Genomic DNA, 23,828 nt, shown 5'->3' on the forward strand with positions numbered 1-23,828 from the left:
GGGATTCCGGGTGCCGTGCCTGCCGTACCCGCCCACGGCAGGCACGGCACCACGGCCCGGCCGTCTGCCCGGCCGCCAGGCGGTGTGCGGTTCAGTAGGAGTCGCGGTACTCGCGCAGGATCCCCCTGGTCCGCTGGACCGAGGCCGCCTTCGCGGACATATGGTCCAGGACCTCCAGATGCATGGCCACCTCGGCCCGTGAGTCGAGGTAGAGGGCGCCGGTCAGATACTCGCTGTAGACCATGTCCGGCAACTCCTGCTCCCGGAAGCGGAACAGCACGAACGGTGTGTACGTCCCCGGATGCGGCCCGGAGTCGAATTCGGCCACCTGCAAGGTGATCACCGGGTTCTCGCTGGCCCGAAGGAGCCGGTCGAGCTGCTCCCGCATCACCCCGGAGCGGCTGCTCACCGGCCGCCGCAGCACGGTCTCGTCCATGATCACCCACAGCCGCGGCGCGTTCTGCCGTTCGAGCAGCTCCTGCCGGGCCAGCCGCAGCGCCACGTGCCGCTCGATGTCCTGGGGGCGGACCTGCCCGACGGTCCCCGCCTCCAGTACGGCGCGGGCGTAGTCCTCGGTCTGGAGCAGCCCGGGCACGAAGTGGGGTTCGTAGGACCGGATGAGGTGTGCCGCCCCCTCCAGGCTGACGTGCAGGGAGAACCAGTCCGGCAGCACATCGTGGTACCGCTGCCACCAGCCCGGCTGATTGGCCTCCTCGGCGAGCCGGACGAAGGCGGCGATCTCCTCGTCGGAGGCGCCGTACCGGCCGAGCAGCACCTGCACATACGGGATCTTCAGTGCGACGTCGGCGGTCTCCATGCGCCGTACGGTCGCCGGGGCGACCCGCAGCACCCGCGCCGCCTCCTCGCGCCTGAGCCCGGCGGCCTCCCGCAACTCCTGGAGCCGCCGTCCGAGCACCACTTGCCCCACGGTGGGGGCAGCCCGTCGCTCACTCACGCCATGCCTCCCCTGCACGCCGAGTCACCTCAGCAGTGTGGCACGCCGGGCCCTCTCTCTCACTGGGTCCGGGGGAAGCGGATCTTCCGTCAAACCCCCATGGCCTGGAGGTACTTGACCGTCGCCGGATCGGCGGGCAGAAATGTCTCGATCGCCAGTTCGGCCACTGTCACGTCCATGGGCGTGTTGAAGGTGGAGATGGACGAGATGAAGGACAGCGCGCGGCCCTCGTGCTCGATCCGCATCGGCAGCGCGAAGTACGGTACGGGCTCGGCCGGTTCGGGGTCGGCCGGTTCGGGGTCGGGCGCCCCGCCCCGGTCCGGAACCGGATAGGCCGCCACCTCCTCGTACAGCTCCCGCAGGACCGCCGAGCGTTGCAGTGCGATCTGACGCTCCATCTGTGCCAGCAAGTGGCCGCGCCACTCACGGAGGTTGAGGATGCGGGGCGCCAGACCCTCCGGGTGCAGCGTGAGGCGCATCGCGTTCAGGGGCGGGGCGAGCAGCCGTTCCGGGACGCCCTCCAGGAGCATGGCGATGCCCCGGTTCGCCGCCACCACGTCGTACCGCGCGTCCACCACCAGCGCCGGATAGGGCTCATAGCCCCGGATCAGCTGCTCGACGCCCGCGCGCAGCGCGCCCATCGACGGGTCGTCCAGCGGGGTCTCCGGATAGTGCGGGGCGTAACCGGCGGCCAGCAGCAGCGCGTTGCGCTCCCGCACCGGCACATCGAGGTGCTCGGCGAGCCGCAGCACCATCTCCTCGCTGGGCCGCGACCGCCCCGTCTCCACAAAGCTGATGTGCCGTGCCGAGGACCCCGCCCGCAGTGCCAGCTCCAGCTGGCTGACCCGCCTCCGCTCCCGCCAGCCCCGCAGCAGCGGACCGACGCCCGGGCCGGAAGGGGCCGGTGGGGAGACGGCGGTACCGGTCGCGACAATGGTCATACGGAGGACCGTAGTCGAGGAGTGGTGCATGTACGACCGGATTGACCTGTCCTGGGAGGCCACCGCGGTCCATCGGGCCCGGGTGCGCGGATCCCTCCTCGGGGGCGCCCTGGGCGACGCCCTCGGACATCCCGTCGAGTTCCTCTCCCTGGACGGCATCCGGGCCCGGTACGGGGAGCAGGGCGTCACCGGTCTCGTACCGGACAGTGAGGGTGTCGTCGGCAGGGTCACCGACGACACCCAGATGACCCTGTTCACCGCGGAGGGGCTCCGCCGCGCGTACGCACGTGAACGGGACCGGGGCATCGGCGGCGGCTGGTCGCAGCTGGTGCGGGAGGCGTACGGCCACTGGTTCGACACCCAGCGCCTGCCCGGCCCGCCAGAGGGCGCCACCGGTCTCGCCGCCCGGCCCTGGCTGTACGCGCGCCGCGCCCCCGGCAACGCCTGCCTGTCCGGCCTCGCCCAGGACTTCGTCCCCGACCCGGCGGCTCCGCTCGGCCGCCCCGGCCCGGTGAACCCCGACTCCAAGGGCTGCGGGGCGGTCATGCGCTCGGCGCCCTTCGGCCTCACCCGCGTCACCGCGGACACCGCCTTCGCCATGGCGGCCCACAGCGCCCAGACCACCCATGGCCACCCCACCGGTTACTACTCCGCGGGCGCCTTCGCCGCGATCGTCGCCCACCTGGTGGAGGGCGAGTCCCTGGAGGGCGCGGTGCTGCGCGCGCTGCGGCTGCTCGCCCGGCATTCCGGGCACGAGGAGACCACGGCCGCGCTGCGGGCCGCCCTCGACCTGGCCGCCGGGGGCCCGCCCAGCGCGGAACGGGTGCGGTCGCTCGGCGAGGGCTGGATCGGTGAGGAGGCCTTGGCCATCGCGGTGTACTGCGCCCTGGCCGAGCCCGATGTCCGGCGCGCCCTGCTGCTGTCCGTCAACCACTCCGGGGACAGCGACTCCACCGGCGCCCTCTGCGGCAACCTCCTCGGAGCCCGCCACGGCGACCACGGGCTGCCGGCCGACTGGCTGGAACACCTGGAGGGCCGGGCCGAGATCGCGGTGGCCGCGGACGACCTGGCGGCGGAGTGCGCCCGCGGCTGACGGTTCGCGGGGCGGGACACGAGTAGCGCGCCCCACGGAGGGGATGGGACAGGGTGGGGCGCATCCCGCGTCGTACGGAAGGAGCCGGATCATGCCTGTGGAACCGCTGTCGCAGAAGGAGATCGAGGACCGGCTCGCGGAGCTGCCCGGCTGGTCGCTGGACGGCGACCGGATCGCCCGCTCCTACCGGCTCGGCTCGCACATCGCGGCGACCGCGATGGTCGTGCACATCGCCCAGGTGCAGGAGGAACTCGACCACCACTCCGACTGCACCCTCGGCTACCGGACCGTCTCCCTCACGGTGCACACCCACTGCGCGGGCGGCGCCATCACTGAACTGGACTTCGAACTGGCCCGCCACATCGAGGAGTTGGCCCCCGGCCACGGAGCGAGCTGACCGGGCCGCCTACCCGGGAGCCGGTGCGTGAAGCCTCGAGGTGCTCTCGGTGCCGTGGATACCGGTGTGCCGTGTCGTACGGCGTCGTACGGCGTCGTGCAGAGTCGTTCGGAGCCGTACGGACAAATTTGCTGCTCCAGCAAGGGAAGTGGCCCCGTCGCGGTGCACCGGCGCAGGCTGGCGGCACCGAGCAGAAAGGGCGACCGACATGGCGCACGAGCACCACGGCCACCACGGCGGACACGGGCAGGGCGGACACGGCCACCACCACGACACCGATATCGACTGGGCCGTGATGGGTCCGCTGCTGGAGTCGCAGGCGGAGCTGTTCGCCCCTCTCTACACAAGTGTGACGGCGTGGCTCGCGGAGCAGTCGCCGGAGCCCGGGCTGATCGTCGACACCGGCAGTGGGCCCGGTGTGGTCGCCGTGCTCTTCGCCGAGGCCTTCCCCGGCGCGCGGGTCGTCGCGGCGGACGGTTCCGGTCCCCTGCTGGAGCGGGCCCGCGCCCGGGCCGACCGCCTCGGCCTCACCGGCCGCTTCGACACGATCACCGGTGAACTCCCGGACTCCCTGGACGCGTTGGACCGCCCGGCCGATCTGCTGTGGGCCGGCAACAGCCTCCACCACCTGGGTGACCAGAAGGCCGCCCTCGCCGCGTACGCCGAGCGGCTGGCGCCCGGCGGCACCCTGGCGCTGCTGGAGGGCGGTCTGCCCGGCCGTTTCCTGCCCCGGGACATCGGCATCGGCCGTCCGGGCCTCCAGACGCGGATCGACGCGGTCGAGGCGGAGTGGTTCACCCGGATGCGGGACGACCTGCCCGGGACCGTCGCCGAGGCCGAGGACTGGCCCGCCCTGCTGACCGCCGCCGGTCTGAAGCACACCGGCACCCGGAGCTTCCTCCTCGACCTGCCCGCACCGGTCGACGAGCGGGCCCGGGAGTATGTCGTCGCCTCCCTGAACCGGCTGCGCGAGGCCGTGGGTGACGGCCTCGACGCAACCGACCTCGCCGCCCTCGACCGTCTCCTGGACCCCGAGGACCCGGCGAGCGTCCACCGCAGGGCGGATGTGTTCGTGCTGAAGGCCCACACCGTCTACACGGCCGTACGGCCCCTCTGAGGGTGAAGGCGGCCCGACGGGAGGCGCCGGGCCGCGCCCGACCCGTCAGGCCGCGCCCACCCCGTCAGCCGACGTCGAAGGCCGCCGGGTCCGGGCCGATGCGCCGGTCCTCGTTCAGCGCGCTGATCGCCGCCATGTCCTCGGTGTCCAGGGAGAAGTCGAAGACCTCGATGTTCTCCCGGATACGGGACGGCGTCACCGACTTCGGGATCACGATGGTGCCGAGCTGGAGGTGCCAGCGCAGCACGACCTGGGCCGGGGTCCGGTTGTGCTTCTGCGCGATGGCCACGATCGCCGGGACCTCCAGCAGCCCCTTGCCCTGGCCGAGCGGCGACCAGGCCTCGGTCGCGATGCCGTGCTCCGCGTGGATGTCACGGGCCGCGTGCTGCTGGAGGTGCGGGTGCAGCTCGATCTGGTTGACCGCGGGGACCACCGAGGTCGCGTCGATCAGCTCCCGCAGGTGCTCCGGCAGGAAGTTGGAGACACCGATCGCCTTGGCGCGGCCGTCCGCGTAGAGCGTCTCGAAGGCCTTGTACGTCTCGATGAACGTGCCCCGGGACGGCAGCGGCCAGTGGATGAGGTACAGATCCACATAGTCCAGGCCGAGCTTCTCCAGCGAGGTGTCGAAGGCGCGCAGGGTGGAGTCGTACCCCTGGTCGCCGTTCCAGAGCTTGGTGGTGACGAAGAGGTCCTGGCGCGGGATGCCGGAGGCGGCGACCGCCTTGCCGACGCCCTCCTCGTTGCCGTAGATCGCCGCTGTGTCGATGCTGCGGTACCCGGCCTCCAGGGCGGTGGCGACGGCGCTCTCCGCCTCGTCGTCCGGCACCTGCCACACGCCGAAGCCCAGCTGGGGCATCTCGACGCCGTTGTTGAGGATGATCTGGGGGACCTTGCTGCTCACGAGCTCTTGATCCTTCAAGTCGTCGGGTGGTACTCCCATCGTCAACGATCAACGGCCCCGCCGCATTCCTGACCGGCGATTTCGCCCCCGATTCCCGGCCGCGGACCCGGGAATGACCGAAAACGGCCCCGTACGGGCACCGCGGCCCGCTCAGCCCCCGTACAACGCCTCCACCTCGTTCCCGTACGCCTTCTCGATCGCCCGGCGCTTCAGCTTCAGCGAGGGGGTGAGCAGCCCGTGCTCCTCGGTGAACTGGTGCGCCAGGATGCGGAAGGTCCGGATCGACTCGGCCTGGGAGACCAGCGTGTTCGCGGCGACCACCGCCCGCCGCACCTCGGTCTCCAGATCGGGGTCGCGCACCAGCTGTGCCGCGGTGAGCCGCGGCTTCTCGTGCATCTGGAGCCAGTGCTCCACGGCCTCGGAGTCGAGGGTGATGAGCGCGGCCACATACGGGCGGTCATTGCCCACCACGATGCACTGCGCGATCAGCGGATGGTCCCGCACCCGCTCCTCCAGCGGCCCCGGCGAGACGCTCTTGCCGCCGGAGGTCACCAGGATCTCCTTCTTGCGCCCGGTGATGGTGAGGAAGCCGTCCTCGTCCAGCAGGCCCAGGTCGCCGGTGGCGAGCCAGCCGTCGTGCAGGGTCTCGTCCGTGGCCTTCTGGTTGTTGAGGTACCCCTGGAAGACATGGCCGCCGTGCAGCCAGACCTCCCCGTCCTCCGCGATGTGCACCGTGGTGCCGGGAATGGCCTGGCCCACCGTGCCGTAGCGGGTGCGCCCGGGCGGGTTCGCGGTCGCGGCGGCCGTGGTCTCGGTGAGTCCGTAGCCCTCGTAGATCTGCACCCCGGCGCCCGCGAAGAACAGCCCGAGCCGGCGGTCCATCGCCGAGCCGCCGGACATCGCGTGCCGCACCCGGCCGCCCATCGCGGCACGGATCCTGGCGTAGACGACCTTGTCGAAGAACTGGTGCTGCACCCGCAGGGCCGCCGAGGGCCCCGGGCCGACACCCCACGCCTTCGCCTCGATCGCGTCCGAGTACTTCACCGCGACCTCGACCGCCTTCTCGAACGGCCCCGAGCGGCCCTCCTTCTCGGCCTTGCGGCGGGCCGCGTTGAATACCTTCTCGAAGATGTACGGCACGGCCAGGAAGAAGGTCGGCCGGAACGAGGCCAGATCGGGCAGCAGGGCCGCTGCGTTCAGCTGCGGCTGGTGGCCGAGCTTGACCCGGCCGCGCAGGGCCGCGACCTGCACCATCCGGCCGAAGACATGCGCCAGCGGCAGGAACAGCAGCGTCGCCGCCTCGTCGCCGCGGCGGGAGCGGAAGACCGGCTCCCAGCGTTCGATGACCGTGTCGGCCTCGAACATGAAGTTCCCGTGCGAGATCACACAGCCCTTGGGGCGGCCGGTGGTGCCGGACGTGTAGATGACGGTCGCCGTGGCCGCGGGGGTGACCGCCTGCCGGTGCCGGTGCACCACCTCGTCCTCCAGGTGCGCGCCCGCGTCGTACAGCTCCTGGAGCGCACCCCCGTCCAGCTGCCACAGCCGGTGCAGCCGCGGCAGCCGGTCGATCACCGTCGCGATGGTCATCGCATGGTCCTCGTGCTCCACCATCGCGGCCGACACCTGCGCGTCGTGCAGCATCCAGAACACCTGCTCCGCAGACGAGGTGGGGTAGATGGGCACCACCTCGGCGCCGATGGACCACAGCGCGAAGTCGAACAGGGTCCACTCGTAACGGGTACGGCACATGATCGCGACCCGGTCGCCGAACCGGACGCCGTCGGCGAGCAGCCCCTTGGCCAGCGCCAGGACCTCGTCGCGGAACTCGGCGGCGGTCACCTCGCGCCAGTGCCCCTCCTCGTCCTTGCGGCCGAGGGCGATACGGAGCGGGTCCTCCTGGGCATGGTCGAAGACGACGTCGGCCAGGCCGCCCGCGGGCGGCGTCGACGCCGCCCGAGGACTGGTGAACTCGCGCAATCCCGCTCCTAGAGGCGCTCCGCACAGCGCCGTGAAAGCTACCCCACAGAGCGTGAGGGCGGGAGGGGGTCGAAAACCGGCGGGCATGTCGCAAAACGCACAGGTCAGCCCGGGCGAATTCCCGCATACGCGGAGGGGAGGGACGTAATGTCCGGCGGCGTTTCAGGCCCGGGCCCGGCAATCTCCACGGAATCTGTACGACGCGATTACCGCCCCGCGACGCGATGACCGGACCCGCACACCCTACTCGCCAGTAGTTTCGATCCCTGTACCGGGTCGCGGGTTCCGGGGTCGTGGTCCGGCGGCCGCTCCGGCCTCGTCCACGACTGCCGTCGATCCGGCCCCGGTGCCCCGGCCTCGGGGTGTGGATCCGCGTCCCCTCCCGGATGCGGATCCGCGTCCCCTACCGCCGGTGCAGCCGGTCCCCGCCCGCCAGGATCGCCGCCGCCAGCGCTCGCGCGGTGTGCCGCGCCGCGCCCGGCCGCTCACCCTCGACGAGGACGAAGTCGATCTCCCCCAGCTCCGGCAGCCCGGCCCGCTCCGGAACCCGTACCAGGCCCGGCGGGACCAGTCCGCGGGCATGGGCCATCACCCCGAGCCCGGCCCGGGCGGCCGCGATCAGGCCGTTGAGGCTGCCGCTGGTGCACGCGATGCGCCAGGCGCGCCCCTGCTTCTCCAGTGCCTCCAGGGCCCGCGCGCGGGTGATGCCAGGCGGCGGATAGACGATCAGCGGCACCGGCCGCTCCGGATCCAGCCGCAGCCGCTCCGCGCCGATCCACACCAGCCTGTCGTGCCACACCAGCTGGCCCCGCGGATCCGGCGGCCGCCGCTTGGCCAGCACCAGATCCAGCCGCCCCGCCGCAAGCTGCTCGTGCAGCGTGCCCGACAGCTCGACCGTCAGCTCCAGGTCCACTTCCGGATGGTCGTACCGGAAGCGCTCCAGGATTTCCGGCAGCCGGGTCAGGACGAAGTCCTCCGAGGCGCCGAACCGCAGCCTGCCCCGCAGCCGGGTGCCGGTGAAGAACGCCGTCGCCTGCTCGTGCACCTCGGCGATCCGCCGCGCGAAGCCGAGCATCGCCTCCCCGTCCTCGGTCAGCTGCACGGAGTGCGTGTCCCGGGCGAACAGCGGCCGCCCGGTCGCATCCTCCAGGCGCCGCACATGCTGGCTCACCGTCGACTGGCGCAGCCCGAGCCGCCGGGCGGCCTGGGTGAAGCTCAGCGTCTGGGCCACCGCCAGGAAGGTACGCAGCTGGGCGGGGTCGTACACACCTCGAGGTTATCGCGGAACGCGATGGCAGTCAGAGCGGTGTACGGGATTCCCGATCGCCTGGGTCCGGGGCACGATGGACGGGGCACACCCGTGTCCGACCCCTGACGTACAGCGAGGCAGTGGAGCACTGTGAAACGCCTGCGATGGCCGCGCCGGATGCCCGTCGACCCGTACATCCTCCTGCTGCTCGGGACCGTGGGACTCGCGGCCCTCGTCCCGGCACGGGGCACCGCCGCGCATGCCGTGTCCGGCGCCGCCACCGCCGCCATCGCCCTGCTCTTCTTCCTCTACGGGGCCCGGCTCTCCACCCATGAGGCGCTGGCCGGACTGAAGCACTGGCGGCTCCATGTCACCGTGCTGGCCTGCACCTTCCTGGTCTTCCCACTGCTCGGCCTCGCCGCCCGCGGACTGGTCCCCGTACTGCTGACCCCGGGCCTCTACACCGGCCTGCTCTTCCTCACCCTGGTCCCCTCCACCATCCAGTCCTCGATCGCCTTCACCTCCCTCGCCCGCGGCAATGTGCCCGCGGCGATCTGCGCGGGCTCCTTCTCCTCCCTCGTGGGCATCGTGCTCACCCCGCTGCTCGCGGCGGCCCTGCTGGGCAACAGCGGCGGCGGCTTCTCCGCGGACTCGCTGCTGAAGATCGTGCTCCAGCTGCTGGTGCCGTTCCTCGCCGGGCAGGTGCTGCGGCGCTGGATCGGCGGTTTCATCACCCGGCACAAGAGGGTGCTCGGGCTCGTCGACCGCGGCTCGATCCTGCTGGTCGTCTACACCGCCTTCAGCGAGGGCATGGTGCAGGGCATATGGCACCAGGTGAGCCCGGCCCGGCTGGGCGCCCTGCTCGTGGTCGAGGCGGCCCTGCTCGCCGTGATGCTCGCCCTGACCTGGTACGGCGGCCGGGCGCTCGGTTTCGGCAGGGAGGACCGGATCGCGATCCAGTTCGCCGGGTCCAAGAAGTCCCTCGCCTCCGGGCTGCCCATGGCCGGGGTGCTGTTCGGCGCCCATGCCTCCCTGGCCGTGCTTCCGCTGATGCTCTTCCACCAGATGCAGCTGATGGTCTGTGCGGTCATCGCCAGACGCCGTGCCCGCGACCCCGAGCGGCCCGAGGTCAGCCCCGGGACAGCCGCAGCACCAGAAACCGCGGTCGGTACAGCGACACATCCCGGCTGAGGTTCGCCTGCGCCGCGAGCCCCGTTGCATCCAGCCAGTTGACGTCATAGCTGAGCACCAGCCCGCCGTCACCCCCCAGTTCCGGATGCGCCTGAGGGTTGTACGCGGCGACCTCGCCCGCGGGCAGCGGCGCGCGCAGCCCGGGCCCCGGACCGTGCCAGGGACCGGTCGGCGCGCACGCCCAGTAGGAGGTGACCGTGGTCAGCCCCCGGCTCCCGGCGGCCATGGTGAGCAGGACATACGTCCCCCGGTCACGGACCACCGTGAACGCGCTGCTCACACCGGTGGCGCGCCCGTCGCCCAGCACCGCCCCCGGGCGCGGCCGGGACGTCCAGGCCGAGCCGTCCCAGTACTGCCAGGCCGAGGCCTCGGCGAGCCGCCCCCGCTCCACCCGGGCCACGAAGGCCTGGGAGGCGGGCCGCGCCACGGCCCGGGCGTCGTCGCCGCCGAAGACATAGGTCCACCTCCCGTCGGCCGCCGTCGTCGTGCCGAACAGCACCCGCCGGGACGGGTCGGCCACCTGCTCCTGGTCGAGGATCCGCACCACACCCTCCACGCGCAGATCCGGCAGGGAGAGCGTGGCGACCTCGGTGGCGACGGGGACCCCGTAGATCCAGGGGTACGCGCCCGCCGCCCGGGTCCACAGCAGTACGCGCACCACCTGCTCGGACGAGCCGGGGGAGCGGGGCTCGACCCGTGCCGCCACCGGCCAGCGCCACCGGCCGGGCGCCGGATCGGGGAACAGCGGCGTGGGCAGGGTGCTCTCCAGCCGTCCCGCGGGGGACATCACCACCGCCGAGTTGCGCACCAGCGGGGCCGAGGTGTCCCGCCAGGCGTGCGGCTCGCCGTACAGATTGGGCGGGCCGTACACCCGGCCGAGATAGGTGTCCGAGAACAGCCACAGCACCCGCCCGTCCGGCAGCCGCACCGAATGGGTGCCGTCGCCGCCGGTCCAGTCGTCGGCCCGGGTGTCGTCGTCGCCGTACCGGGTGAACTCGGCGTCCAGCGCGCTGTCGGCCGTCCAGGACCGGGTGGTCAGCGGACCGCAGCCGCCCGGGTCCTCCCGCTCCTGGGGCGGGAGGACCCTGAGCAGCATGGCCGTGCAGACCAGGGCCAGGACCAGGCCGAGCCCGGCCCCGGCCCGCCGCCGTGCGGTGACGTCGTCGGGCACGCCAAGAACGCTATCGGCCTCCGCGGACGCGGTCCATGGGCAGCCACAGCACCGTGTCCCGCGGGGAGACCGGGGCGCCGGTGCGCAGCGCGGCGACCTCGTCGTCGCCGAGCGCCCGGCCGTAGACCCGTACGTCGTCGATCGCGCCGGTGAAGAAGGCCCTGCTGTCCATCCGCTGGCCGATGTGCACACCGAAGGGCGAATTGCGGCTCACCGAGCCGGGCACGTCCGCCGTGTCCAGCACGGTGCCGTCGAGGAACAGGGTGAGCCGCCCGCCGCCCCGGCGCAGCGCGAGATGGTGCCACTGCCCGTCGTTGTACGCGCCGGTGGTGCGCACATACGCGGACCGCGGGGCCGCGGCGCCGTCGCGGACCGTGATGAGGCCCTGGACCCGGTTCGACGCGGGCTCCCCGCGCAGCCACACCTGGGGCTGCGAGGTGCCGATGCCGCCCATCCAGAGCAGGGGCTGCTCCCCGGTCGCCGCGGTGTACCGGAACCACAGAGAGGCGGTGAAGTCCTTTGTGCCGAGCGGCAGTTGCGACTGGTACGGCAGGCGTACGGCGTCGTCGGCGCCGTCGAACTCCAGGGCCCCGCCGAACACCCCGTCCGTCTGCCGCGCCCCGCCCAGGACCGCGGCGGGCCGGGCGCCCGGGGCCCGGTCGGGGGTCGTCGGGTCGGGGCCGCGGCGCGGTTGCAGCCAGTCCTCGGTGAAGCGGGCGAACCGGATCTCGTCCCGCGCGTCGACCGCGCCGCCCTCGTAGAGGAGCCCCACGGTGTCCGCGTCGGCGCGGACCAGGTCCGAGTAGCCCGACCAGTCCGTGGTGACGACCGTGCCGCGGTCCACGCTGTCCCAGGTGCGCCCGCCGTCGTAGGAGGAGCGGATCATCATGGTCCGCCGACGGTCCGGGTCGCCGGGGCAGGCCAGCAGGAGGCGGTCGCCGAGGCGCAGCATCGAACCCTGGACCTGCGGTGCGTACAGGTCCGGCAGATCGCGGAAGGGGGAGACGAAGCTGTCGCCGCCGTCCCGGCTCACGGTCTGGGTACGGTGACCGAGGTCGGTGCCGTCCTGCTCGCGCCCGCTGACCAGGACCGAGCCGTCCGCCCGCTCGGCGAGGGCGAGTTCGGACGGCTTCTGACGGAAGGTGCCGTCGTCCGCGATCGGCCAGGAGTCGGTGGCGCCGACGCGCCAGCGGCCGCCGCCGTCGTCGCTGGTGATGAGCGCGGCATGGTTGGCGGTGACCCGGTTGCCGTTCCAGGTCTCGGCGTTGACGCCGAACACCAGCCGGCCCGCGTGCCGTCCGCGGGTCAGCTGGATGCCGTGCACCGGCCCGGTCGCGTACCAGGAGTTCCAGTCGGCGGGCAGGATCTGCGGGCTCAGGTCCCGCGGCGCCGACCAGCTCAGCCCGTCGTCGTCGCTGTACTGGAGGTGCGGGGTGCGGTCGCAGGGCACCGGGCAACTCGTGTTGTCCGTACGGCCCGTGTTGTACGTCTCGGCGATCAGGATGCGGCCGGTCCTGCGGTCCACGAGCGGAGCCGGGTTCCCATGGGTGTCCCCGCCGCCCTCGTTGACGACCTGCAACGGGCCCCAGGTGCGCCCGCCGTCGGTGGACCGCTTGACCACGATGTCGATGTCGGTCGCATCCCCGCAGTTCAGCACCCGGCCCTCGGCGAAGGCCAGCAGGGTGCCCTGCACCGTGCGGACGACCGCCGGGATGCGGAAGCAGGCGTAGCCGGGATCCTGGGAGGCATTGAAGAGCACCTGCTGCTCGAACTGGCCCTTTCCTCGCGCCGGTTGCGCATCCGCCGGACCCGGCAGCGCAAGCAGTGCGGCGCTGGTGAGGACGGCGATCAGGATCGGTCCGAGTCGGGCACGGAGACATGACGCCATGGTGCGGTCCGCCCTTCGAGCGTCTGGACTCACTGGACTCATGCGTCTGGACACAGCGGCACTACCTGTCCAACGTGCGTGTCGCAGACGGTACTTGGGGGCTCAGCGCCCTCACAAGGAGCGTGCAGGACCCGCGTTGCCCGTCCCGCACAGGGGCACTCGGGCCGGGATCAGGGGCGCAGCACCACCTTGCCGAGATTCCGCCGCGACTCGATCACCGCGTGCGCCGCAGCCGCCTCCTCCAAGGGGTCAACGACCTCCAGTCCGCCGGACTCGTGGTGCGCGCACCGGACCCCGGGGACCGGCGCAAGAACGCCGTGGCGCTCACCGCGGACGGCCAACGGCTGCTGAAACGCTGCAAGAAGGCGGCCCGCGAGGCCAACGACGCCCTGCTGGCCCCTCTCTCGGCGGCCGAACGGGACCACTTTGTCGACCTGTTGACCCGGATCGCGGGTGTCGACGGCTGAGGAGAAGGCTTGCGCGCCTCGATGCGTGGCCGGAGGGGGAACCGGAAATGAGGCGGCGGGGTGTGGCCCTCGTAGGGGGAACGGGGCGTTGGGGTGCGGCTCCGTGGGCTGGGCCGCGGTCCCCGTAGAGCCGGGCCGCGGTCCGGTCCCGTAGAGCCGGGCCGCGGACCCCGTATCAGCCGAGTCGCGGGCTCCCGTAAAGCCGCCGTAGCCCGCCCGGTTTCAGCCCTGCTGTGTCGCCGGGTCCCCCAGCACGACACGCTCCTCGCCCGCGTAGATGTTCATGGAGCTGCCCCGCAGGAACCCCACCAGGGTCAGCCCGGTCTCCGCCGCCAGGTCGACCGCGAGAGACGAGGGCGCCGAGACCGCCGCCAGCACCGGGATGCCCGCCATCACGGCCTTCTGCGCCAGTTCGAAGGAGGCCCGGCCCGAGACCAGGAGCAGCGTGCGGGACAGCGGCAGGTCACCGTTCTGAAGGGCGCGCCCGACCAGCTTGTCGACGGCGTTGTGCCGCCCCACGTCCTCCCGGATGTCGACCAGTTCCCCGTCCTCGGTGAACAGGGCCGCCGCATGCAGTCCGCCGGTCCGCTCGAAGACCCGCTGGGCGGCGCGCAGCCGGTCGGGAAGGCTCGCGAGCAGCTCCGGATCCACCCGGACCGCAGGGGTGTCGGCGATCGGCCAACGGGCCGTCGTACGCACCGCGTCCAGGCTCGCCTTGCCGCACAGTCCGCATGACGAGGTCGTGTACACGTTGCGTTCGAGCGTGATGTCGGGGAGGAGCACCTCCGGGGCGGTCTGCACATCCACCACGTTGTAGGTGTTCGATCCGTCGGCGGTCGCCCCGGCGCAGTAGACGATGTTCCGCACCTCGGCCGCCGCGCCGAGCACCCCCTCGCTGACCAGGAAGCCCGCCGCCAGCGCGAAGTCGTCACCCGGGGTGCGCATGGTGATCGCGAGGGGCTTGCCGTTGAGCCGGATCTCCAGCGGCTCCTCCGCGACCAGGGTGTCCGGGCGGGCGGAGACCGCGCCGTCCCTGACGCGGATCACCCTGCGTCGTTCCGTGACTCGTCCCATGTCCTGATCAGCCCCGGTTCTGTCTGCTCCGACTGTTGGTCTCATTGTCCGGCACACGCGGGGCGGGGGAGCAGGCGGCGGCCGCACCGGGCTCCGGAGCCCCGCCGCGCTCCCGGGCAGGGACACCGTGCCGGACACCCCGGGCTGCGGGAAGCCGCACATCCCAGTCGGTGGTACTGCGCATCCGGTCGGCGGGACTGCGCATCCGGTCTGCGGGAAGCCGACAACTCGGACGCCCCAATCCTGTCGCTTCACCTGCCGTCGTACCCGTGAGTCACTGATCAGACTGGTGGGTCCCGCTACCCATGGCACCGAGGGGAAACCACCCATGCACGGCTCACGCATCGCCGCCGTCGGCCACTACCAGCCCGCAAAGGTGCTCACCAACGAGGACCTGGCGGCCATGGTCGACACCAGCGACGAGTGGATCACGTCCCGGGTGGGCATTCGCACACGCCACATCGCGGGCCCCGACGAACCCGTGGACGAGCTGGCCGCGCACGCCGCGGCGAAGGCGCTCGCGGCGGCGGGCCTGACCCCCGGCGACATCGACCTGGTCCTGGTCGCCACCTCCACCGCCATCGACCGCTCGCCGAACACGGCGGCCCGGGTCGCGGCCCGGCTCGGCATCCCGCAGCCGGCCGCGATGGACATCAACGTCGTCTGCGCGGGCTTCCCGCACGCCCTCGCCACCGCCGACCACGCGGTGCGCGCGGGCGCGGCCGCCCGGGCGCTGGTGATCGGTGCCGACAAGATGTCCGAGGTGACGGACTGGACCGACCGCTCGACCTGCGTACTCGTCGGAGACGGCGCGGGAGCCGCAGTGGTCGAGGCCTGCCCTGCCGGGGCGGAGACCGGGATCGGGCCGGTGCTGTGGGGTTCGGTGCCCGGCATGGGCCACGCGGTACGCATCGAGGGCACGCCCCCGCGGTTCGCGCAGGAGGGCCAGAGCGTGTACCGGTGGGCCACCACCCAGCTGCCGCCCATCGCCCGCAAGGCCTGCGAGCGGGCCGGGACCGCCCCCGAGGACCTCGCCGCGGTCGTCCTGCACCAGGCGAACCTGCGGATCATCGAGCCGCTCGCCGAGAAGCTCGGCGCGGTCAACGCGGTCGTCGCCCGGGACGTCACCGAATCCGGCAACACCTCGGCGGCCAGCATCCCGCTCGCCCTGTCCAAGCTCGTGGAACGCGGAGAGGTCTCCACGGGCGACCGGGTCCTCCTCTTCGGCTTCGGCGGAAACCTCTCGTACGCGGGCCAGGTCGTCCGCTGCCCCTGAGTACGACCGCCCTCCGGGCGGGGAGCGGAGGCAGGCGAGGCCCACTCGGGTCACAGTCCCATGACGCAGGGTGCCCCCTCCGGCCTGCCCGCCCCACCCCCCGAATATGCAGGTGAAGGGCACTCCGAAACCTTGGTATTGTTGTCCATGTCGCCGCGGGGAAGATCCCCGGCCAGGCGGCAGACACCTTGTCCGGGTGGCGGAATGGCAGACGCGCTAGCTTGAGGTGCTAGTGCCCTTTATCGGGCGTGGGGGTTCAAGTCCCCCCTCGGACACCAGCTGAGACCCCTGTTGATCAGGGGTTTTCTGCTTTCCAGGACGGTGGCGTGACCAACCGAGCACTGCTCTGACTGCTCGAACTGTGATCACGTCTCTAGCGTCAGTGGTCGGATCCGCCCTCGGACCCTCGTCATGGCGATACGCGGATGAGGGCCTCGACCTGACGGTCGCGGCCCGCTCTGTGTTTTCGTAGCTGCGCTCGACCACCCGTCTGCGAGGCAGGACGCTGAAGCCCTTGGTGCCGGGAGTGCGGCGGACGACTTCGAGGCCGATGCCGAGGCGAGCGGCATGGGCAATGAGGTATTCGCGATATCCGCGGGTCGGTCCAGCCCTTGTGCCGGCCGGGAGTGGTCGGCGGGCAGGCGGTCCATGAGACGTCGGTCCTGGCTGTGGGGTCGTAGGCGAGCGGACGTCGCGGCGGGCAAGGGGCCGTTCTGGCCAAAGGATGCGACAACATCGCGTTATGACCCCCTAAAGAGCCCTTCCCTGCGGATCAATGACTCCGGTACTGCTGGTCTGTTCATGCATTCGACCATGGGGAGCGGAATGAGCCAGTTCGGTGTCGACCCCGACAGGCTGACCGACCTTGCCGGGAAGTTCGACAGGGAGGCGAAGGACCTGGCGACGCCGATCGACGGCTTCGCGGCGATCGCGTCCGAGATCGGAGAGGCCTTCGGCCTGCTCGGCGCCTGCGACGGTGCGGCCGAGAAGTACCAGACGCTGTTGGACAGCACCCTCAAGGCACTCGGGCAGCTGCCCGGGGTGCTCACCAGCGACGGCGACCGGCTGCGGCTCAACGCGACCAACTACAAGGACTCGGACCAGACCGCCGTGGACCACCTCCGCGCGGCGACCCAGCGGGCGGCGGGCCCGGCGTGAACATCAACGGCTGGATCGACGGCAAGGTCCTTGAAATCCTCCAGGCCTGCGGGGTGGAACTCCCGGGCGGCAATGGCGACACGCTTCGCTCGGTCGCTCGTGCCTGGGACACCATGGGCGACGAGCTGGCAGACGTCGTGCATGCCATCGACGTCCAGATCCAGGGCGTCGACAAGCAGGGCTGGCACGGTGAGGCCCGCGATGCCTTCGAGAAGCACTGGGGGGAGCAGAAGCACGTCATCACGGACGTCGCGCACAACTTCCACCAGGTGGCCGACGGGCTGCGGGTGTACGCCGACGAGATAGACAAGATCAACGAGGAGATCATCGACATCTGTGTCGAGATCGCCGAGATGGAGGTGGCCGGCGCGGCGCTCTCCTTCTTCACCGGCTTCCTCTCCGACCTCGTCGCGAACACGGCCGTGGCCTCGCGCGTCGCCAGGATCATCGACCTGGTGAAGCTCTTCACCTCGGCCGCGGAAAAGGTGGCGGCGCTCATCGAGAGGTTCTGCGGCCTCGCCGAGGAGTCGGCCGCGTTCGTGGAGAAGACGCTCACAACCGGGGCAAAGGTTCTCGGAAACTTCGCCAAGAAGGGGCTCGAGGGCTTCGCCACGAACTTCGTCGCCGACTCGGGCAGCATGATGCTCAACCAGGCGCTCAACGGCCAGCCGGTCACGGCAGGAGAGGACTTCGCCACTGGCGGCAAGGAAGCTCTGGGAACGGCCGCTTTCACGGCGGGTGGCGCGTCGCTGGCCCAGGGCGCCGACCTGACGGGCGCAGTCGGCAAGGTCCTCAGCGCCGACGGCCGGGTCGGGAGCGCGATCAACGGGGCGCTCGGCAACATCAGTGGCGGCCTGACGGCCGACGTGTGGAATCATCAGGACGGCGCGACGATCGGGTGGGACGCGGCGACGAACGCAGTGACCGGAGCGACCGGAAACGCCGCCAACGACGCCCACTTCCACCACATGGAGGAACACGGCAGCCTCGGCGGTGAAAACCTCAGCGACAGGGGCGAACTCACCGACTCCGCGTACAAGAACTCCTTCAGCACCGGCCTCAACGCGGCGGTCTACGCGGCGGGCTCCGGTATCGAGTCGGATGTCCAGAACCTGGCCGAGGACGCCGAGAAAGCGGGCGAGTGATCTGTGAACGGTGAGCTTGGCAACGTGATCCTCGCGGGAGTTGCCCACAACAACCCGAACTACGACCCCGGTTGGAAGGGCTTCCTCTCGGCGCTGGTCGTTGTCGCTGGGGCTGCACTCATCGGCGCGGGTGTGGTCGCGGGCTTCACCACGTGGCGGCGCACCGAGCAGCCGCGTGCAAAGGGTCTTTGGCGGGTGCTCCTTGCGACGACGGGGTGCTTCGGGGTCGTGGGCCTTGCGATCATCGCCGTCGGTGTGTGGCTGTATTGAGCCGCGCGCCCCGTGCCCCCCGCTCCAGGGCACTCTCTGGCCCAGTAATCCCCAGGGCCTCTTAGGGCGGGCCCGCCGACAGGTAGTGGCCGCCGACCGTGACAGTGCGGCGGGGCGTGCTCGCGCTGGGTACGACTAGCCCACTCAGGCGGTTGGGTTCTTCGACCGCCCTCGCGGCGTTGAGCTGGCACCCCTTCGGGTTCCTTGCGCTTCGACCGTCGCCGTGCGCGGCCCGGGTGGGTGCGGAGCAGGTAGTGATACGCGTAGTTCTCCCCTGCCCGGGACCGTGGTGCTCCGGGAGAGTGGTGGGGCCTCTGCTTCCGGTGTTCGACCTGTGCGATTGCCGGGAGTGGGGCCGAGGGGTCTCGCGTGGGCGGCTCGGGTGCATGCCGCTCTTCCTGGATTTCCTGCCTGGACAGGTTAAGCCCTGCCCTCTCGCCTGTTCTCTCAGGGGTTCATTGGGGCTGGGCTTGAACATGGCTGTTCAGCGGGTGTGACGTGCGTTACGTGAGCCTCGGGAATGGTGACAGGGGGATTCCCTGTTCGGACAGGTATTCAGGTGTGGGCTGCGGACGGAGCGCCCGAGCCGCGGAACGTCACTCCATCCAGAGAGGGAGAGATCATGACCACTGCTTTCGATCCGATTGTGCTGGGCGGTATGCGTCTGGCGAATCGTTTGGTGATGGCGCCGATGACGCGGAGTCGTGCGTTCGGGGTGGGTGCGGAGCCGACGGAGTTGATGGCGGCGTATTACGCGCAGCGTGCGGGTGCGGGGCTGATTGTGACGGAGGGGGTGCAGCCGTCGGTGGTGGGTCAGGGGTATCCGGATACGCCGGGGCTGCATTCGGCGGGGCAGGTGCGGGCGTGGCGTGGGGTGACGGATGCGGTGCACCGGGAGGGGGGTGTGATTTTCGCGCAGTTGATGCATACGGGGCGGATCGGGCATCCGAGTCTGCTGCCGGAGGGTGTGGTGCCGGTGGCGCCGTCGGCGGTGTCAGTGTCCTGGCCACGGCCGGGGACCACGACCTCGAACGCCTCACCGCACTCGGGGCGGCCGCGGTCCGCTACGGCGACGGCTGGCTCCAGCGCGTGAGGGCCGCGGCCCCGCAGGGCGTCGACCGCGTCTTCGACGCCTCCGGAGCGGGCGTACTGGCCGGCTCCGTCACCCTGACCGGCGACACCGCACACGTCATCACCATCGCCGACATGACCGCCGCGCAGCACGGCGTCCGCTTCAGCTCCGGCAACGCAAGCCAGGCCGGGGACTCTCTGCCCCAACTGGTGCAGCTGGCCGCCGACGGCAGGCTGAGCCTGCCCGTCTGGCGGACCTACCCGCTCGCCGACGCGGCCCACGCCCACGCCGATCTGGAGGCACGCCGTAACCGGGGCAAGGCCGTTCTGCTGCCCTGACCCCGGTAGGACCCCGTCCACCACGGTGGGCGGTCCCGGGCCGCAGCCGGACTTCCCGGGCCGGCTGCGGCCCACCCATCACCAACCGAACCCCGCCAACCCGCTGTCCCAGTCAACTCGTCGGCCCAGTCGACCCGTTGGTTCAGTCAACCGTTGGCCCCACCAACCCGATATCTCCTCGAAGAATGGAAGAACGCATCATGTCCGCTCGTGCCCTGCCCAAGGCGACCTTCGCCCGTACCGTCCTGGGGTCCGGCCCCGGCCTCGCGCTCGCCCACGGTGCCGGTAGCAGCGTGGCCGGCACCTACGGCCCGATCCTTGAGGGCCTGGCGGCCCGCCACACCGTCGTCGGCGTCGACTACCCCGGCAGCGGTGACACCCCCCGCTCCACCACCCCGCTGGAGCTGGACGATCTCGCCGACCAGCTGGTCGCCGCCGCCGTCGCCGAGGGCCTGGACACCTTCGCCCTGTCCGGCTACTCCCTGGGCGGCCCCGTCGCCATCCGTGCCGCCGCCCGCCACCCCGAGCGCGTCACCGCTCTCATACTCACCGCGACCTTCCCCCACCGGGACAACCGCCTCGCCCTCGCCCTGCCCGTCTGGCGCAAGCTGGCCGAGTCGGGCGACCGTGAGCTGCTGGCCCAGTACCTGACCATGATGGCCCTGGGTGCCGACGCCCTGGAGGCGATGCCCGCCGAGCAGCTTCAGCAGGCCCTTGCCTTCACCGCCGCCAGCGTCGCCGACGGCACCCCCGAACACGCCGACCTCGCCCCCCGGGCCGACGTCCGCGACGACCTGCCCCACATCAAGGCACCCACCCTGGTCATCTCCACCACCCAGGACTGGTTCACCTCCACCCGGCTGCACCACCAGCTCGCCGACAGCATTCCCGGCGCCCAGCTCGTGGAGATCGCCACCGGCCACCTGCCCATGGTGGAGCGCCCCGAGGAGTGGCAGAAGCTCATCACCGACTTCCTCGGCGGGCACGGCGCCTGAGCCTCACCGCCGGTGGGGGCACACCGATGACGCTGTGCTCCCACCGGCGGTGCGGTGGACCGAGCAGGTAGTGCTTGCGTAGCGGTTCACGTAGTTTCCGCCTTCTCGGGCGCGTGAGGGGCTGCGCAAGCTGAGAAGTGTTCAACCGCTGAAGACCGCTGAAGCCCGCGGAGGTCCGCTGAAGGCCACTGAAGGCCACTGAAGGCCGCCGACAACCGCTGTGCCGTGCAATGTCTGGAAAGAGCGATGGAAACTTCGCAGCAGCTCTCACAGGTGATACGGACGCCGGTGCGTACCGCCGGGGCCCTGGTCGAGAGCGATCCTCTCCTCGTCGATCACACATCGCGTCGCCTTGCTCACCGACCGGAAGCGGTCCGCCGTGCCCGGCGCATCGCCGAGTCGGCGCTCACCGCCTGGGGCATCCACGACGACGCCGCCCATTCGGTGCTGCTTGTGGTGTCCGAGCTGGTCACGAACGCGGTGGAGCACGGACAGCCGCCGCTGGCCCTGCATCTGGGCCGCGAGTGCACGGGCCCTCGGGTGTGGGTCGGCGTCACCGACGGCGGCCCCTCGGCAGGGGGAGGGCCCTGGACGTCGTCCTGCGCCCATGACGAACACGGCCGCGGCCTGGCCATCGTCGAAGCCCTGGCCGCCGCTCACGGCACCCACCGCCACCTGGGCGGAACCACACACTGGGCCCGCCTCCCGTGACGTCGGCTGACTCAAAGTCACTATCTGAGACTACTTTCTAGTAGCTTTTTATACCGTTCGAAGGTCGATTAATCTCCGGAAGTATGACTTCCGTGGCTCGGCCCAGCGCCCTGGAGGGTGCCGAGACCCTTCCGGTTGACGTCACTAGTTTCGTCGGCCGACGGCAGCAGGTGGCCGATGCGAAACGGCTGCTGGCAGCCTCAAGGCTATTGACGCTCACCGGTCCCGGAGGGGTGGGTAAAACGCGCCTCGCCCTGCATGTGGCCACCGCCGTGCGACGGAGTTCCCGGGACGGTGTGCGCTTTGTCGGACTGGCTGAATTGCGTGATTCCGCTCTGTTCGCGCATACGGTGGCGGCGCAGCTCGGACTGCACGACCAGCCCTCGGCCACGACGATCGACATCATCATCGACTATCTCGGCTCCCACGAGGTGTTGCTCGTACTCGACAACTGCGAGCATCTGATAGACGACTGCGCGCTGTTCGTCGATGCTGTCGTGCGCGCGTGTCCGCGGGTGCGGATTCTTGCGACGAGCCGTCAGTCGCTGGGCGTCTACGGCGAATCGACCCTGGTGGTCCCTCCGCTGCCGGTACCCGACCCGGAAGCGGTGCCGTCACCGGACGCGCTGACGCAGTACGACTCGGTGAAGCTGTTCGTCGACCGTGCCGGTGCCGTTCTGCCCGGGTTCGACCTCCACAGCCAGGACTGCACGGCCATCGCACGCCTGTGCCGCGCCCTCGACGGGATCCCGCTGGCGATCGAACTGGCCACGGTGTGGCTACGCGCACTGTCGCTCGGCCAGATCGAGGAACGCCTGTCCGAACGCTATCGCCTGCTCACCGTCGGCCCCCGGAACGCACCCACACGGCAGCGCACACTGCAAGCGCTGATCGACTGGAGCTACGACCTCTGCTCGGGGCCCGAGCAGCAACTGTGGGCCCGGGCATCGGCATTCGCCGGCAGTTTCGACCTGGACGGAATCGAATATGTCGGGGCCGACGAGGGAGTGTCGGCGGAGAAGATACGGAACATCGTCCTGTCCCTCGTCGACAAATCCATTCTCATTCGCGACGAGCGTGATGGCCAGGTGCGCTATCGGATGCTGGAGACCATCAGGGAATACGGTCAGGCGCGCCTTGTGGCATCCGGCGGGCATACTGCCGTCCACCGCCGCCATCGCGACTGGTACGCCCGTATGGTGGAGCAATTCCAGGCCGACTGGATGGGACCGGATCAGGAGTCCTGGATTCTTCGGCTGCGCCGAGAACACGCCAATGTGCGGGAGGCCCTCGGCTTCTGCCTCACCCAGCCCGGCGACGCCGTCCTCGCGCTGAGCCTGGCGGACCGGCTGGGGACCTACCTGGGCGTCCAGGGCTTCAACAGTGTGACGCGCCACTGGCTCGACCAAGCGCTGGCGGCAAGCTCCGAGCCTTCGCCCGAGCGGACCTCGGCGCTGCGCCGCAACGCCTGGGTCGCGCTGCTGCAAGGGGACGTCGACGCCGCCGACGCGCAACTCGCCGAGGCCGCCGAGTCGGCCGAGCGCCTCGGCCTCACCAAGGAGAGCGCGTTTGTGACGCTGGTGGCGGGGATGAAGGCCGTCTCCGCGGGAGACATGGAGCAGGCGGCACTGCTCACCGCCGACGCCATGTCCGGGTTCCGCTCGGTGCGGGAACTCAGCGGCAGTCTCCTGGCGATGTCCGTACACGGCCTCGTCCTAGGGCAGCAGGGTCAGCGCGAACAGGGTCTGGCCCTCCTCGAAGAAGCGGTCGCGATGAGCGCCGAGCGGGGAGAGGTGATCTGGCGCTCCTGGGCGCTGCTGGCCCTCTCCTTCGTCGAGTTCGACCACGATCTGGCCCGCGCGGAAGCGGCGGCGCACGAGGCTCTGAGCCTGCGCCGCCGGGTGAGCGCCCAGTTCCTGATGGCCTTCGCGTTCGAGATCCTCGCCTGGGTGAGCGAACGGCAGGGCCGCCATGTCAGGGCGGCGACCCTCAGCGGTGCGGCGGCCGCCATGTGGCGGACGGTCGGCACCTCCCCGGACTACTTCCACCCGGTGGTGGCGGTGCACCAGCAGCACATCGGCATGATCCGCGCGGCCCTGGGCGACGACCGTTACGACACCGCCTTCCAGCGCGGCTACGACCTCCCCGAACAGGCAGCCGTCGACTACGCCCTCGGAGCAGGGGCCTCGACCGGTGAGCAACGGCAGTCGAGCGGCCTCGAGTCGCAACTGACGCCGAGAGAGGCGCAGATCGCCAGACTGGTGTCCGAGGGCCTGACCAACAAGGAGATCGCGGCGCACCTGGTCATCGCCCCCCGCACGGCCGAGGGGCATGTCCAGCGCATCCTCACCAAGCTCGGCTTCAGCTCCCGTGCGCAGATCGCCGCCTGGTACGTCAGCGGACAGGCCGTACGGGACGTGCCCATCCCCTCGAACTGAGTGC

20 protein-coding genes, 1 tRNA gene and 2 pseudogenes are annotated in these 23,828 nt (G+C 71.0%); 15 read left to right on the forward strand and 8 right to left on the reverse strand.

From position 1 onward, the window contains the following. Positions 1-91 precede the first annotated feature (91 nt). Both ACIHAA_RS03120 and ACIHAA_RS03125 read right to left on the reverse strand, forming a co-directional pair. Complete coding sequence (locus tag ACIHAA_RS03120) at positions 92-955, reverse strand: helix-turn-helix domain-containing protein (RefSeq protein ID WP_399812287.1); 864 nt, start codon at positions 953-955, stop codon at positions 92-94. Between the two features lie 89 nt (positions 956-1,044). Further along, complete coding sequence (locus tag ACIHAA_RS03125; RefSeq protein WP_399812289.1) at positions 1,045-1,896, reverse strand: helix-turn-helix domain-containing protein; 852 nt, start codon at positions 1,894-1,896, stop codon at positions 1,045-1,047. A gap of 28 nt (positions 1,897-1,924) precedes the next feature. On the opposite strand from ACIHAA_RS03125, the gene ACIHAA_RS03130 reads away from it, so the two are divergent. The 3 genes from ACIHAA_RS03130 (at position 1,925) to ACIHAA_RS03140 (ending at position 4,503) form a co-directional block, all read left to right on the forward strand. Then, the gene (locus tag ACIHAA_RS03130) at positions 1,925-2,989 is read left to right on the forward strand and encodes an ADP-ribosylglycohydrolase family protein (RefSeq protein ID WP_399812292.1); all 1,065 of its coding nucleotides are present in this window, start codon (positions 1,925-1,927) and stop codon (positions 2,987-2,989) included. Positions 2,990-3,080: 91 nt separating this feature from the next. Then, positions 3,081-3,386, forward strand: a complete 306-nt coding sequence (locus ACIHAA_RS03135; protein ID WP_399812294.1) for a 4a-hydroxytetrahydrobiopterin dehydratase — start codon at positions 3,081-3,083, stop codon at positions 3,384-3,386. Between the two features lie 208 nt (positions 3,387-3,594). Then, entirely contained in the window at positions 3,595-4,503 is a 909-nt protein-coding gene (locus ACIHAA_RS03140) for a class I SAM-dependent methyltransferase (RefSeq protein ID WP_399812296.1), read from the forward strand. Positions 4,504-4,567: 64 nt separating this feature from the next. Here the strand turns inward: ACIHAA_RS03140 and ACIHAA_RS03145 are convergent, their stop codons facing one another. The 3 genes from ACIHAA_RS03145 to ACIHAA_RS03155 all read right to left on the reverse strand — a co-directional run bounded on the left by ACIHAA_RS03145 (position 4,568) and on the right by ACIHAA_RS03155 (position 8,648). Beyond that, positions 4,568-5,404, reverse strand: coding sequence for an aldo/keto reductase (locus ACIHAA_RS03145; protein ID WP_399812298.1), 837 nt, complete (start codon positions 5,402-5,404; stop codon positions 4,568-4,570). 150 nt (positions 5,405-5,554) lie between these two features. Then, the gene (locus tag ACIHAA_RS03150; RefSeq protein WP_399812300.1) at positions 5,555-7,381 is read right to left on the reverse strand and encodes an AMP-dependent synthetase/ligase; all 1,827 of its coding nucleotides are present in this window, start codon (positions 7,379-7,381) and stop codon (positions 5,555-5,557) included. A gap of 403 nt (positions 7,382-7,784) precedes the next feature. Further along, complete coding sequence (locus tag ACIHAA_RS03155; RefSeq protein ID WP_399812302.1) at positions 7,785-8,648, reverse strand: LysR substrate-binding domain-containing protein; 864 nt, start codon at positions 8,646-8,648, stop codon at positions 7,785-7,787. Positions 8,649-8,807: 159 nt separating this feature from the next. Between ACIHAA_RS03155 and ACIHAA_RS03160 the strand changes: the two genes are divergently transcribed. Next, a complete protein-coding gene (locus tag ACIHAA_RS03160; RefSeq protein ID WP_399813703.1) occupies positions 8,808-9,821 on the forward strand; it encodes a bile acid:sodium symporter family protein in 1,014 nt (337 codons plus the stop codon). Here ACIHAA_RS03160 and ACIHAA_RS03165 read toward each other — a convergent pair. Beyond that, complete coding sequence (locus ACIHAA_RS03165; RefSeq protein ID WP_399812304.1) at positions 9,760-10,992, reverse strand: hypothetical protein; 1,233 nt, start codon at positions 10,990-10,992, stop codon at positions 9,760-9,762. The two genes, ACIHAA_RS03160 and ACIHAA_RS03165, sit on opposite strands and share 62 nt — an antisense overlap. Positions 10,993-11,002: 10 nt before the next feature. Next, entirely contained in the window at positions 11,003-12,880 is a 1,878-nt protein-coding gene (locus tag ACIHAA_RS03170; protein WP_399812306.1) for an exo-alpha-sialidase, read from the reverse strand. A gap of 248 nt (positions 12,881-13,128) precedes the next feature. Here ACIHAA_RS03170 and ACIHAA_RS03175 point away from each other — a divergent pair. After that, positions 13,129-13,347: pseudogene (locus ACIHAA_RS03175) on the forward strand (MarR family winged helix-turn-helix transcriptional regulator); the annotation flags it as partial. 222 nt (positions 13,348-13,569) lie between these two features. Here ACIHAA_RS03175 and fdhD read toward each other — a convergent pair. Continuing rightward, positions 13,570-14,421, reverse strand: a complete 852-nt coding sequence (gene fdhD, locus ACIHAA_RS03180) for a formate dehydrogenase accessory sulfurtransferase FdhD (protein ID WP_399812308.1) — start codon at positions 14,419-14,421, stop codon at positions 13,570-13,572. Between the two features lie 328 nt (positions 14,422-14,749). On the opposite strand from fdhD, the gene ACIHAA_RS03185 reads away from it, so the two are divergent. The 10 genes and pseudogenes from ACIHAA_RS03185 (at position 14,750) to ACIHAA_RS03230 (ending at position 23,824) form a co-directional block, all read left to right on the forward strand. Then, the gene (locus ACIHAA_RS03185) at positions 14,750-15,697 is read left to right on the forward strand and encodes a beta-ketoacyl-ACP synthase III (RefSeq protein ID WP_399812310.1); all 948 of its coding nucleotides are present in this window, start codon (positions 14,750-14,752) and stop codon (positions 15,695-15,697) included. 190 nt (positions 15,698-15,887) lie between these two features. After that, a tRNA-Leu gene (locus ACIHAA_RS03190) sits at positions 15,888-15,975 on the forward strand. A gap of 547 nt (positions 15,976-16,522) precedes the next feature. Beyond that, positions 16,523-16,855, forward strand: a complete 333-nt coding sequence (locus ACIHAA_RS03195; RefSeq protein ID WP_399812312.1) for a WXG100 family type VII secretion target — start codon at positions 16,523-16,525, stop codon at positions 16,853-16,855. Further along, on the forward strand, positions 16,852-18,000 hold the full coding sequence (locus ACIHAA_RS03200; RefSeq protein ID WP_399812315.1) for a WXG100 family type VII secretion target: 1,149 nt from the start codon (positions 16,852-16,854) through the stop codon (positions 17,998-18,000). Before ACIHAA_RS03195 ends, ACIHAA_RS03200 begins: the two co-directional genes overlap by 4 nt. 24 nt (positions 18,001-18,024) lie before the next feature. Further along, the gene (locus tag ACIHAA_RS03205) at positions 18,025-18,270 is read left to right on the forward strand and encodes a hypothetical protein (RefSeq protein WP_399812318.1); all 246 of its coding nucleotides are present in this window, start codon (positions 18,025-18,027) and stop codon (positions 18,268-18,270) included. A gap of 622 nt (positions 18,271-18,892) precedes the next feature. Continuing rightward, positions 18,893-19,267: pseudogene (locus ACIHAA_RS03210) on the forward strand (alkene reductase); the annotation flags it as partial. Positions 19,268-19,359: 92 nt separating this feature from the next. Then, on the forward strand, positions 19,360-19,680 hold the full coding sequence (locus ACIHAA_RS03215; RefSeq protein WP_399812320.1) for a zinc-binding dehydrogenase: 321 nt from the start codon (positions 19,360-19,362) through the stop codon (positions 19,678-19,680). Positions 19,681-19,880: 200 nt separating this feature from the next. Then, complete coding sequence (locus tag ACIHAA_RS03220) at positions 19,881-20,675, forward strand: alpha/beta fold hydrolase (protein WP_399812322.1); 795 nt, start codon at positions 19,881-19,883, stop codon at positions 20,673-20,675. A 246-nt stretch (positions 20,676-20,921) separates the two neighbouring features. Continuing rightward, entirely contained in the window at positions 20,922-21,386 is a 465-nt protein-coding gene (locus tag ACIHAA_RS03225) for an ATP-binding protein (protein ID WP_399812324.1), read from the forward strand. 83 nt (positions 21,387-21,469) lie between these two features. Then, complete coding sequence (locus ACIHAA_RS03230; protein WP_399812326.1) at positions 21,470-23,824, forward strand: ATP-binding protein; 2,355 nt, start codon at positions 21,470-21,472, stop codon at positions 23,822-23,824. Positions 23,825-23,828: the final 4 nt, after the last annotated feature.

This window comes from Streptomyces sp. NPDC052040 (assembly GCF_044548405.1).
Taxonomy (GTDB): domain Bacteria; phylum Actinomycetota; class Actinomycetes; order Streptomycetales; family Streptomycetaceae; genus Streptomyces.

What these genes read in the sequence shown, in the direction of transcription:
- ACIHAA_RS03125 (WP_399812289.1), bottom strand. Translation starts at nt 1,896, where the DNA reads ATGACCATTGTCGCGACCGGTACCGCCGTCTCCCCACCGGCCCCTTCC.
- ACIHAA_RS03185 (WP_399812310.1), top strand. Translation starts at nt 14,750, where the DNA reads ATGCACGGCTCACGCATCGCCGCCGTCGGCCACTACCAGCCCGCAAAG.
- ACIHAA_RS03225 (WP_399812324.1), top strand. Translation starts at nt 20,922, where the DNA reads ATGGAAACTTCGCAGCAGCTCTCACAGGTGATACGGACGCCGGTGCGT.
- ACIHAA_RS03220 (WP_399812322.1), top strand. Translation starts at nt 19,881, where the DNA reads ATGTCCGCTCGTGCCCTGCCCAAGGCGACCTTCGCCCGTACCGTCCTG.
- ACIHAA_RS03195 (WP_399812312.1), top strand. Translation starts at nt 16,523, where the DNA reads ATGAGCCAGTTCGGTGTCGACCCCGACAGGCTGACCGACCTTGCCGGG.
- fdhD (WP_399812308.1), bottom strand. Translation starts at nt 14,421, where the DNA reads ATGGGACGAGTCACGGAACGACGCAGGGTGATCCGCGTCAGGGACGGC.
- ACIHAA_RS03135 (WP_399812294.1), top strand. Translation starts at nt 3,081, where the DNA reads ATGCCTGTGGAACCGCTGTCGCAGAAGGAGATCGAGGACCGGCTCGCG.
- ACIHAA_RS03140 (WP_399812296.1), top strand. Translation starts at nt 3,595, where the DNA reads ATGGCGCACGAGCACCACGGCCACCACGGCGGACACGGGCAGGGCGGA.
- ACIHAA_RS03160 (WP_399813703.1), top strand. Translation starts at nt 8,808, where the DNA reads ATGCCCGTCGACCCGTACATCCTCCTGCTGCTCGGGACCGTGGGACTC.
- ACIHAA_RS03170 (WP_399812306.1), bottom strand. Translation starts at nt 12,880, where the DNA reads ATGGCGTCATGTCTCCGTGCCCGACTCGGACCGATCCTGATCGCCGTC.
- ACIHAA_RS03230 (WP_399812326.1), top strand. Translation starts at nt 21,470, where the DNA reads ATGACTTCCGTGGCTCGGCCCAGCGCCCTGGAGGGTGCCGAGACCCTT.
- ACIHAA_RS03130 (WP_399812292.1), top strand. Translation starts at nt 1,925, where the DNA reads ATGTACGACCGGATTGACCTGTCCTGGGAGGCCACCGCGGTCCATCGG.